The following is a 10,930-nucleotide window of genomic DNA, read 5'->3' on the forward strand; positions in this document are numbered from 1 at the left end:
ACTTTCAGCATCAATCCAACAGCTCCCTTCCAACAGCTTTCGCCACCAGGTCAAGTTCTTTCATCAAATTCCTAAACTGCTCAGGCAGCAAACTCTGCGGACCATCTGAAAGCGCTTCCTCCGGACGAGGATGCACCTCTATTATTATCCCATCTGCTCCTACCGCTATACTCGCCTTCGCCATCGTTCCTACATGTTCTCTTATTCCTATCCCGTGCGAAGGATCCAAAACTACAGGCAGATGTGTAAACTTTTTCAGCACAGGCACCGCATTTAAATCCATCGTAAATCTTGTTGAATCCTCAAATGTCCTTATTCCTCTCTCGCACAATATTACATCATAGTTCCCCTGTGAAAGAATATATTCAGCAGACAGCAATAACTCTTTTACTGTCGCTGCCATCCCTCTCTTCAAAAGCACAGGTTTTTTCTGCTTTCCTGCCGCCTTTAACAAATCGTAGTTCTGCATATTCCTTGCGCCTATCTGTATAATATCACAATACTTTGACAATAACTCTACCTGATCCACCGTCATCGCTTCGCTTATCGTAGGCATATGCAGCTTTTCCCCTGCCTCTTCCATATATTTCAATCCTTCCTCTCCCAGCCCCTGAAAAGCATAAGGCGAACTCCTCGGCTTAAACGCTCCCCCTCGGAGTATCGTCCCTCCCGCCTCTTTAACTATCTTTCCCGTATCATTCAGCAAATCCCTGCTCTCTATCGCACACGGACCTGCCATAACATGTATCTTCTTCCCTCCTATATCCACATTCCTGCTCACCTTAATCACCGTATTTTCTCTCTTGAACTCTCTCGATGCAAGTTTATACGGCTTTTGTATTTCATTTACATGTTCAACCACATCCATCGCTTCAAAAACTTCCTTGTATTTCTCCGCACTGTCTCCTATCATCCCTATTATCGTAATATCTTCTCCCTTCGAAACGTGAGGCTTATACCCAAGCCCTTTTACCTTTTCTGTCACCGCTGTTATTTCTTTCTGTTTTGCTCCTTTCCTCAATGTTATTATCATATCCCCTCACCTTTATTGTGTTTTCTTTCTCTTGCCGATTTTTACTTATTCTTACCCCTGCCAAATATCTTCTTTAATTTATCTATAAACAACTCGTTCTCCTCGCTCAACCCAATTGTCACTCTCGCCCAATCCGTAAGCTCGTATTCATCCAGCGCCCTTATTATCACTCCCTCTTTTACAAGCGCATCAAATAATTCTTTCCCTTTATATGGAAATGATTTAAAAAGAATAAAATTCCCAGCCGATTTTATATATTCTATTTTTAGATCCCTGAATTCTTTATATAAGTATTCTTTCCCTTCCTTGACAAGTTTCAGACTTTTAGTAACCTGCTCCTTATCCCCTATTGCCGCTGTCCCTCCTATCTGCGCCAAACGATTAACGTTAAAAGGAGGCCGTGTTCTTTCAATATAATCTACTATCTCCTCGCTCGCAAAACCATAAGCTACTCTCAATCCGGCAAGTCCGTATATCTTTGAAAAAGTCCTAAATATTATCAGATTTGGATTCTCTTTTAAAAAATCAAGCCCGTCGGGATAATCTTCATCTAAAGACGCATATTCAAAATATGCTTCGTCAAGCACAACAATTGGCTTAAGTCCTGCTTTATTTAAAGGAATTTCTTTCAAAAACTTACAAAGTTCCTCTTTAGTATTATATGTCCCGGTAGGATTATTAGGATTTGTCACAAAAATCGCTTTTGTCTTTTCCGTACATGCTTTAGCCATAGCAGTTAAATCATGCTTAAATCCCTCTTTCATCGCAACTACTACCGCTTTTGAACCCATTAATTTTGCCGCCATTTCATACCTTATAAACGAATGTTTCGAAATTACTATCTCTTCTTCCTTATTAAAAAATAATTTAGCTATCAGCTCTATTATCTCATCTCCTCCAGCTCCGATAAAAATATTCCTTATCCCCAATCTGTAATGTTCAGACAAGCCCTTTTTAAGCGCATAGGAATTTGAATCAGGATAATAAAATATCTCTTTTAAATTTTCTTTTATCGCTTCAATCGCTTTCTTTGAAGCTCCCAGCGGATTCTCGTTCGACGCAAGTTTTATAACCGATTTCAGTCCCATTTCTCTTTTTATCGTCTCTATCGGCTTCCCAGCAACATAAGGCTTAAATCCTTCGCACTCTTTTCTAATAAGTTTTGTTATATCCATTATTTACTCTTTTCAATCACTTTCTTTTAACATATCCTTAAAAACGGTCTTCCACTTATTATCCCCTATAATACAAACTGCCTTTCCTTTCTTTGTTGCGTTTTGCAACCTGACCGCGCTGGAGGTGGTATTATTTGATATTTATTCTTTTTTTCTTTATTTTGCACAGGCGGAAAATAACATTTATTCTATTTCAATTCTACGCACTTTACGCTTTTTGATAACTGCCTAAACTCTTCACAAAAACACAGCTGCGTTTTAAACTCTCTATCGTCTTCACTATATTTTCATCCTCAACATGCCCTCTTAAATCAACAAAAAACATATACTCCCACGCTTTCTTCTTCGTAGGACGAGATTCTATCTTTGCTAAATTTACTCCATTCCTGTTAAAAATTCCCAGTATATTGCACAGCTCTCCTACTTTATCCTTTACTGTAAAAACCAAACTCGTCTTATCTTTCCCGCTCGCCTTTGTCAATATTTTCCCTATAACAAAAAATCTAGTGAAATTTTCCCTGCTGTCCTGTATCCCTTTATGCAATATATACAAATCATATATCTTCGCCGACGCCTCTCCTGCTATCGCTGCCGCAAAATCTTCTTTCACCACTTTCTTCGCCGCTTCCGCCGTCGATGATACAGGTATCAATTCCGCTTCCGGATAATTCCTCAGCGTCCAATTCCTGCACTGCGCCAATGCATGCTCATGCGAATATATCCTCAATATCTTACTCTTCCTATCTTTTACTAGAAAACACTGCTCTATCTTCAAACTTATCTCCGCACATATTTTAAGCTCCGTCTCCACAAGCATATCTAGCGTCATATTCACCGAACCCTCATTCGAATTCTCTACCGGCACTACTCCAAAATCCACCCGTCCGCTCTCAACTTCTGTCAACACTTCCCTAGGACTTGTAACCGGAATAAAATATCCTGACGACCCGAAATTCTTTATCGCTGCCTGATGCGTAAACGTCGCCCACGGTCCTAAAAATGCTATCTTTGTCGGACTTTCCAAATTCCTACACGCACTTATTATTTCCGTATATATATTCTTCAGCGCTTCCTCCCCCAAAATACTCTTAGATGAGATTACATTCTTCAGAACTTCTTTCTCCCTCGACGGCACATAAACCGCTCCCTCTCCTTCTTTATACCCTCTGCCCTTTGCTTTACCCACTTCTAACGCAAGCTCCGCCCTTCTATTTATAAGTCTTGCTATTTCTTTATCAACTTTATCTATCCTCTTCCTTGCACTCTGTAATTGTATCTTTGACGCCATTTATCCCCCCCCCACCCCTTACCTCTTAAAATCTAACCCTTTTTCTATCCTTATCCTTATTTTCCCCTCTATAATATTTATATAAATATATTTACCCCTCTTTATTCAAAATTACCAACTGCGGAAAATCTATTTGTTTTTTCACTCTTCTATTGCAGTTGCAGTTCACGTTAAAAACATTAAAAAATATTTTATTGCTAAGTACATCTCCGCAACCTGTTTTTATACGCGCTGACATAACAAAATAATGAGGTTTCAGGCATTTCAAATTGTTCACAATCAATCGTAAATTCAAAAATACGTTATTTCTGTGATGACGGACAAATTTCATTCAGCGGACAAACTATATGACCAGGGTTTCTAGCTTTGCAAATTATTCTTCCCAAGGTCTGTATCAGAAAAGAAAAGTTCATCCAGTATTTTTTAGGAATTGTTTTCATTAAATCTTTTTCAATTTTAACCGGATCGTCATACTCTGTAAGTTTCAGCAAATTTGTAATTCTTATAACATGCGTATCAACAGCAATACCCTCAGATTTTCCGAAAGCACTTCCTAAAACAACGTTTGCAGTTTTTCTTGCAACACCGCTAAGTTCAAGCAGTTCTTTCATAGTCTGCGGCACGTCTCCGTTATATTTATTTATAACCATCTGGGCGGATTTAATAATATTTTTTGCTTTATTCCTGAAAAATCCCGCAGATTTTATATAATTCTCAAGTTCTAAAATATCGGCATTCGCATAATCTTCTACGCTTTTATATCTTTTAAAAAGATCTTTTGTTACCTTATTAACTCTTTCATCCGTACACTGTGCAGACAAAATAGTCGCCGCAAGAAGTTCAAAAGGACTAGAAAAATTAAGAGCGCATTCTACATGCCCGTAATCTTTTTCTAAAATTTTTATTATTCTTACCACATGTTCTTTTTTATTTTTTTCCATTGATGATTTTAAGTATTTTTTCGTGCATTATAGAACCGTTGGATGCAAGCATTGTATTTTTAAATATAAAATCTTTTGAACCGCAATAATCTGATACTTTCCCACCTGCTTCTTCAACTAACAAAGCGCCGGCAGCGATATCCCATGGCTTCAACCCTTCTTCCCAAAAGAAATCAAAACGACCGCACGCAACATAAGCCATATCTAAAGCCGCAGATCCAAGTCTTCTTATTCCCTGACACTCAAGCATTATATTTTTGAAATTTTTTATTACTCCCGCACTGTTTTTTCGGACGTAATAAGGAAAGCCCGTAACAGCTAAAGAGCGAATCGTATCTTCTATCTTTGAGACTTTAATTTTTTGTCCGTTAAGCCATGCTCCTTTATTTTTTTCTGATATAAAAACTTCTTTTGTAACCGGAGAATAAATCACTCCCGAAATAATCTCATCTTTATATTTTAATCCTATAGAAACGCAAAACATCGGCATGCCATGCACAAAATTTACAGTGCCGTCGAGAGGATCTACAATCCAGCAATAATCTTCTTTTACTTCGTTTACGCCATCTTCTTCCGCCAAAATACCGTGATGAGGAAAAACGATTTTTATTGCTTTTATTATAGCTTTTTGTGAATTTCTATCAGCTTGAGTAACCGGATCAGTTTCCCCCTTATATTCAACATTAAGTATACCGTTGTAATATTTAAGAAGCACTTCTGTTCCAGCTTTTGCGGCGTCCAGAGCCGTATTTGTATAAGATGAAAATTTCATACATGTTCCTTACCTTTTTAATTTATACAGTCATAAATTTATTCTATCACCACTATTATAAAGTTTCTCAATTATATTGTTTTCCATCTGTAAAATAAAATATCAAATTCTTTTCATTATCTAAACTTAAGCTGCGGGAAACGTTTGACGAGAAATTTACACTTCTGCTACCGAAAGGTAAAACATCATCTTTTTTCATCTTTAATAAAGCAGAATTTTTATACAGGTTTTTCTATTTCAAAAACTCTCGCATTCGAAACAAAACATATAAATTTTCAAGCACTAGCGGGTTCATATCCTAAACGCACATTTCTATCCATCATACAAATTTTTGTTTACTTACAAATCTTAAGAACTTTCATTTTGCGGTAATCGCTACAGTATTTTCACCAAAATCAGCAATAATTTACCACAATTACCGTTGTTTTTGCAAATATTAAAATTCCATAATATATCAAGCTTATTTTTACGAGCAAATATGAAAATTTTTACAGACTAAGAACCAATAGAAAATTTATAGATACCGCAAAAACTTCTTAAAATTAAAACAAAAGCTTTTGTCTCTCTCCTGACGGGATTTTCTTAATTTTCAGCAAAAGTTACAATTTTGACTTTCTCCGGACAGACAAAATAATTTATATTTATTGCATGTACTCAAAGCAAAAAATATAACACGCCAAACATAACAGTGATTTCTCCACTTAAGCCTATCCGACGACTTGACACATCTGATAAATTTTAAAAATCCGGGAATTTTTTCAGAATACACGGGGATGACGGGATTTGAACCCGCGATCTCTGCCTTGACAGGGCAGTGTGTTAACCAGGCTACACCACATCCCCAAAGCTTATTCAATATTTCAACTAGCAGAAAGAAATAGCCCAAAGACATAATCATCACGGTTAATGATTAAGACTAATATTCCAACCCTCTGTATATAGGAAATTCCTGACAAAGTTTCAACATATCAGTACTGACTTCAGAAATTATTTTCTCATTATCAATATTTTTGAGAACTTTAATTATAGCTTCTGCTATTTTTACCATTTCAGGCTCTTTCATACCTCTTGTAGTTACAGCCGGCGAACCGATTCTTATTCCTGACGTCATAGTCGGTTTTTCAAGGTCATAAGGTATTCCGTTTTTATTTAAAGTTATCCCTGCTTTTTCCAAAGCATCCTGCGCATTTTTACCCTTAACGTTCAAAGGTCTCAAATCAACCAAAAACATGTGAGAATCAGTGCCGCCGGAAACAATTTTCAATTTTCCCTCTTCCAAAGTTTCAGCAAGCTGTTTTGCATTGGCTAAAACCTGCTTTTGATATTCTTTAAATTCAGGTTTAAGAGCTTCACCGAAAGCCACGGCTTTTGCAGCTATGACATGCATTAAAGGTCCGCCCTGTTCTCCGGGGAAAATTGCGGAATTAATTTTTTTTGCTAGCTCTTCATTGTTAGTAAGAATTAAACCGCCGCGAGGTCCGCGAAGTGTTTTATGAGTGGTAGTCGTAGTAATATCGGCATATCCTACAGGCGACGGATAGATACCCGCAGCAACCAAACCCGCATAATGAGCCATATCCGACATGTGATAAGCACTAACTTTTTTTGCAATTCCGCTTATTCTTTCCCAATCCCAGATTCTTGAATATGCACTTGCACCGCTGATTATAAGTTTTGGCTTATGTTCAAGCACAAGACTCTCTATTTCATTATAATCTATACAGCCTGTTTTTTCGCTCACCGAATAAGAAATAACATTAAACCATTTGCCTGAAACGTTAAAAGGACTGCCGTGCGTCAAATGTCCACCGTGTGATAAACTAAGACCCATAATAGTATCGCCGGGTTTTAAAAGGGCAAGTAATATAGCAAAATTTGCCTGAGCGCCGGAATGTGGCTGTACATTTGCAAATCTTGCATTAAAAAGTTTTTTTGCCCGTTCTATCGCAATAGTTTCCGCTATATCAACAACTTCGCATCCGCCATAATACCTTTTACCCGGATACCCTTCAGCATATTTATTTGTAAGACAAGAACCCTGAGCTTCCATAACCGACTGTGAAGCTATATTTTCGGAAGCTATAAGTTCTATGGTTTCCCTCTGTCTCTTAAGTTCTTTTACCAGCATATCATGAATTTCAATATCATTTTTTTTTATGTTTTCCATTTTACTCTCCTCTATATTCTGTTAATAAGTACTCACGGTGTTCTGGCAAACTTGCTTTTACTTTTACTTCAGCGATACAAGCACATAAATTATCTTTTTAGTTTGTCCTCCCGTGATAAAATCTTGCCAATAGCACTATGCAAACTCTTCTTTAAATTCTTATCGATTTTCTGCTCTTGCCGCCAGTAGGTATTTTAATCAGTTATTTCTGCGATAACCATCAGATAAAGAGTTGTCAACAGATTCAGCTTCAATCTCTTTTAGCCTGCACTTCCCGTTTAAAAACACAGCATTACAAATATCTCTTTTTTCATTTTTTCTATATATTATTTCCCCTGCATAAATATTTCAAGTTTATATACACTTTAATATCTTATCAGTATCCAAACAGCCTCTGCGGACAACCATATATGGAAATTTTACCATGTCTATAACCGTAGACTCAAAAGAAAATCTACACTGTCCGCCGTCAACTGCAATATCAACCATTTCATCAAATCTTAAAGTTTCGTCTATATTTTTAGCACTTTTTTTATTTGACATATTGACGGAAGTCGTAAAAACAGGACTGCCCATTTCTTTCAATAGTTTTAACATAAACTTGCTGTCAGGAATTCTCACTCCCAAATCTTTCTTGCCACCAGATAAAATCTTTCCCATTTCTGTCGTAGGAAGTATCAATGTCAGCTGTCCTGGCCAGAATCTTTTGGCAATTTTCAACGCTTTTTCGGGAATCTCAACGAGTATTCTTATGCTTTCAATATCCGGCACCATTAGAATAAACGACTTTTTATGACTTCTGCCTTTAATTTTATATACCACTTTTTGGGCTTCAATGTTAAAAGCGTCAACGGCAAAACCATAAACTGTATCAGTAGGGACAATCGCTATTCCGCCGTTTCTTATGACTTCTGCCACCTTTTTATACGCCATTTTATCCCTAGATGAAATCCTCAAAGCCATACATTTTACCTTATTTACAGAACAGACTCCATAGATAGATAAGCGAATAGACGCTTTTTGTTTCTTGCGGACACATATTTATTTTTCATTCCGTTTTTCAGGTTCTGTAGTCACCGTTTATTTTAACATAATCATACGAAAAGTCGCACGTATAATACTTACTGTTTTCTTTACCAGCTTTTAAATCTACAACGACCTTAACTTCTTTTTTAAGCAACGACTGTTTTGCCTCTTCTTCTGAAAAATTTAATGCAATGCCATTTTTGAAAGTATGCACGCCCCCAATATATATATCAACTTTATCGGGGTCAAATTCTACCCCCGCTCTGCCTGCGGCAGCAATAGCCCTTCCCCAGTTTGCGTCCGCACCAAAAATCGCCGTTTTAAAAAGCGGCGACGTAGCTATTGTTGAACCTATTAATTTAGCATCTTCTTTGGTTTTAGTATTTTTAACTTCAATTTCAATAAATTTTGTAGCTCCCTCGCCGTCCTTTGCAACAGATTTTGCAAGTTCAAGAGTAAGCTCGTCAACTGCTTTTATAAATTTTTCCAAATCTGCTTCCGACAATTTTCCCGTGCCACTCTGTCCGTTTGCCAAGACTATTACGGTATCGTTTGTCGACGTATCCCCATCAATAGATACGCAATGGAAAGATTCGTCTGCGGAATTTTCAAGTATTTTCTGAAGAGTTTTACTCTCAATTTCAGCATCGGTTAAAATAAACGAAAGCATCGTGGCATGAGGACCCTGCATATTCGGATGTATCATTCCCGCACCTTTTACGCAGCCCCATATTTTAATCTTGCCACTTTTAACTTCAACTTCTATATCTGATTTCTTTATGAAAGTGTCCGTAGTCATTATTGCAAGGACAGCTTCAACTTCATTTTTTGATAATGTGCCGATATTACCTTTCAATAGATCAATACTTTTTTTTAAGTCGTCCTGGAGAATATTTAAGTATTGTCCTATAACGCCAGTCGAAGCACATAAAACTGACCCTATCTCAAAATTAAAGGATTTTTCTACTGCCGAACACATATTCTCAGCATCTTTTTTCCCCTTGTCGCCGGTGCATGCATTTGCACACCCTGAATTTGCTACAATAGCCGAAAATTTGCCTCCTTTTTTCAATCTTTCAATATCTATAAGAACTGGCGCAGCTTTTACAATACTTTTTGTAAATACTCCAGCGGCGCTAGCAGGCGACTCGGAAACAAAAAGAGCCAAATCTTTTTTCCCTTCTTTTTTTGATAAACCGCTACGCATTCCACCAATTTTAAAACCCTTTGGAAGCATTATCAATTTCTCCTTAAAACCGACTATAATCCTGCGGTTTCAGGCAAGCCAAACATAATATTCATATTCTGTACCGCCTGTCCCGATGCACCTTTGACTAAATTGTCTATAACTGAAACTATAATAAGTTTGTTTGTTCTCTCGTCAACTTTCATGCTTATTTCACAATAGTTTGTATTTAAAACATCTTTTATTCCCAGTATCACATTTTCATCAAGAATTTTTATAAAGTGCCTACCGCTATAAAATTTCCTATATTTTTCAATTATTGCAGACGTCGCAATCTGTTTTTTCATATTTATATAAATTGTTGAAAGCATCCCTCTTTCAACGGACATAATATGCGGAGTAAAACTTATCGTCACATCTTCTCCCGACAAAACCGAAAGTTCTTGTTCTATTTCGGGAATATGTCTGTGTTCACCTGCAACCTTGTACGCTCTGAAATTTGGATGTTCATCTTTAAAATATGCTTGCGCACTTTTTCTGCCGGAGCCGGAAATACCACTTTTTGAATCTATAACTATTCCTCTAAGGTCTATAAAACCGTTTTTTACAGCAGGCGCACAGCCTAAAATAACTGTCGTAGGATAACATCCGGGGTTTGCAATTAGCAAAGCTCTTTTTATTTTCTCTGTATTCAGTTCAGACAATCCGTAAACCGACTTCCCGATATATTCTTTTGCGGTATGCTTCACATTATACCATCTCTCGTAAACTTCTGGTCTGACTAACCTGAAATCTGCAGATAAATCTATAACTTTAACTCCAGCGTCAATCAGATGCGGAACAACTTCAAAAGCAACAGCATGCGGCAAGGCAAGGAAGACTACGTCGCATATGTTAGCGATTTGTTTTACATTTAAAGCTTCAACTCTCAAATCCAAACAGTTAAAATGTGGATATATGTCTTTCAAATGTCTCTTTTCAGAAGAACTTCTGCCGTAAAGTCCGGTTATTTTTACATTCGGATGTTTTGAAAGAATTCTTAAAAGCTCTTCCCCAGTATATCCGGTTATGCCTACAATCCCCGTTCTAATCATTTTCTTCTCCGATTTCAAATATGATAACAGTTATAAATTTGACTCTATCCTCAGTATCGGTTTTGTGCATCGACTAGATCCCAGCGCTGTCACCATTGCTTTTCCGAATATATCAAACTATAAATTCGTCAATAAAACTGATGTTGTTTTTTAGCATTCTCCTAAAATTTCTTCATATAAAAAACTATTTTATCTCTTCTAAATCCAAAAGTTTTGAAAACCCTTTATCCCAATGTTTTGCCTGACCT

General features: G+C 37.0%; 10 protein-coding genes and 1 tRNA gene. All 11 read right to left on the bottom strand.

Going from position 1 to position 10,930, the window contains the following annotated elements:
- Window positions 1–10: 10 nt before the first annotated feature.
- Entirely contained in the window at window positions 11–1,033 is a 1,023-nt protein-coding gene (gene aroF / locus RSTT_RS04975) for a 3-deoxy-7-phosphoheptulonate synthase (protein WP_015423552.1), read from the bottom strand.
- Window positions 1,034–1,074: 41 nt separating this feature from the next.
- On the bottom strand, window positions 1,075–2,208 hold the full coding sequence (gene hisC, locus RSTT_RS04980) for a histidinol-phosphate transaminase (RefSeq protein WP_096525742.1): 1,134 nt from the start codon (window positions 2,206–2,208) through the stop codon (window positions 1,075–1,077).
- A 208-nt stretch (window positions 2,209–2,416) separates the two neighbouring features.
- Window positions 2,417–3,496 carry a prephenate dehydratase gene (pheA, locus tag RSTT_RS04985; RefSeq protein ID WP_096525885.1) on the bottom strand — a complete coding sequence of 360 codons (1,080 nt, stop codon included), beginning with the start codon at window positions 3,494–3,496 and terminating at the stop codon, window positions 2,417–2,419.
- A 302-nt stretch (window positions 3,497–3,798) separates the two neighbouring features.
- A complete protein-coding gene (gene nth, locus RSTT_RS04990) occupies window positions 3,799–4,437 on the bottom strand; it encodes an endonuclease III (RefSeq protein ID WP_096525886.1) in 639 nt (212 codons plus the stop codon).
- Window positions 4,424–5,209 (bottom strand): inositol monophosphatase family protein, encoded by a 786-nt coding sequence (locus tag RSTT_RS04995; RefSeq protein ID WP_015423672.1) that lies wholly within the window; start codon window positions 5,207–5,209, stop codon window positions 4,424–4,426. Before RSTT_RS04995 ends, nth begins: the two co-directional genes overlap by 14 nt.
- Window positions 5,210–5,276: 67 nt before the next feature.
- Window positions 5,277–5,408 carry a hypothetical protein gene (locus tag RSTT_RS06855; RefSeq protein WP_269457760.1) on the bottom strand — a complete coding sequence of 44 codons (132 nt, stop codon included), beginning with the start codon at window positions 5,406–5,408 and terminating at the stop codon, window positions 5,277–5,279.
- A gap of 569 nt (window positions 5,409–5,977) precedes the next feature.
- Window positions 5,978–6,052, bottom strand: a tRNA-Asp gene (locus RSTT_RS05000).
- Between the two features lie 73 nt (window positions 6,053–6,125).
- Window positions 6,126–7,376 carry a serine hydroxymethyltransferase gene (gene glyA / locus RSTT_RS05005; RefSeq protein WP_096525887.1) on the bottom strand — a complete coding sequence of 417 codons (1,251 nt, stop codon included), beginning with the start codon at window positions 7,374–7,376 and terminating at the stop codon, window positions 6,126–6,128.
- A 354-nt stretch (window positions 7,377–7,730) separates the two neighbouring features.
- Window positions 7,731–8,339 (bottom strand): L-threonylcarbamoyladenylate synthase, encoded by a 609-nt coding sequence (locus RSTT_RS05010; RefSeq protein ID WP_015423674.1) that lies wholly within the window; start codon window positions 8,337–8,339, stop codon window positions 7,731–7,733.
- 97 nt (window positions 8,340–8,436) lie between these two features.
- On the bottom strand, window positions 8,437–9,639 hold the full coding sequence (gene argJ / locus RSTT_RS05015; protein ID WP_096525888.1) for a bifunctional glutamate N-acetyltransferase/amino-acid acetyltransferase ArgJ: 1,203 nt from the start codon (window positions 9,637–9,639) through the stop codon (window positions 8,437–8,439).
- Window positions 9,640–9,662: 23 nt separating this feature from the next.
- On the bottom strand, window positions 9,663–10,682 hold the full coding sequence (gene argC, locus RSTT_RS05020) for an N-acetyl-gamma-glutamyl-phosphate reductase (RefSeq protein WP_096525889.1): 1,020 nt from the start codon (window positions 10,680–10,682) through the stop codon (window positions 9,663–9,665).
- Between the last annotated feature and the right edge of the window lie 248 nt (window positions 10,683–10,930).

This window comes from Candidatus Endomicrobiellum trichonymphae (genome assembly GCF_002355835.1).
Classification (GTDB): Bacteria; Elusimicrobiota; Endomicrobiia; order Endomicrobiales; family Endomicrobiaceae; genus Endomicrobiellum; species Endomicrobiellum trichonymphae.

What these genes read in the sequence shown, in the direction of transcription:
- aroF (WP_015423552.1), bottom strand. Translation starts at nt 1,033, where the DNA reads ATGATAATAACATTGAGGAAAGGAGCAAAACAGAAAGAAATAACAGCG.
- hisC (WP_096525742.1), bottom strand. Translation starts at nt 2,208, where the DNA reads ATGGATATAACAAAACTTATTAGAAAAGAGTGCGAAGGATTTAAGCCT.
- pheA (WP_096525885.1), bottom strand. Translation starts at nt 3,496, where the DNA reads ATGGCGTCAAAGATACAATTACAGAGTGCAAGGAAGAGGATAGATAAA.
- nth (WP_096525886.1), bottom strand. Translation starts at nt 4,437, where the DNA reads ATGGAAAAAAATAAAAAAGAACATGTGGTAAGAATAATAAAAATTTTA.
- RSTT_RS04995 (WP_015423672.1), bottom strand. Translation starts at nt 5,209, where the DNA reads ATGAAATTTTCATCTTATACAAATACGGCTCTGGACGCCGCAAAAGCT.
- RSTT_RS06855 (WP_269457760.1), bottom strand. Translation starts at nt 5,408, where the DNA reads ATGAAAAAAGATGATGTTTTACCTTTCGGTAGCAGAAGTGTAAATTTC.
- glyA (WP_096525887.1), bottom strand. Translation starts at nt 7,376, where the DNA reads ATGGAAAACATAAAAAAAAATGATATTGAAATTCATGATATGCTGGTA.
- RSTT_RS05010 (WP_015423674.1), bottom strand. Translation starts at nt 8,339, where the DNA reads ATGGCTTTGAGGATTTCATCTAGGGATAAAATGGCGTATAAAAAGGTG.
- argJ (WP_096525888.1), bottom strand. Translation starts at nt 9,639, where the DNA reads ATGCTTCCAAAGGGTTTTAAAATTGGTGGAATGCGTAGCGGTTTATCA.
- argC (WP_096525889.1), bottom strand. Translation starts at nt 10,682, where the DNA reads ATGATTAGAACGGGGATTGTAGGCATAACCGGATATACTGGGGAAGAG.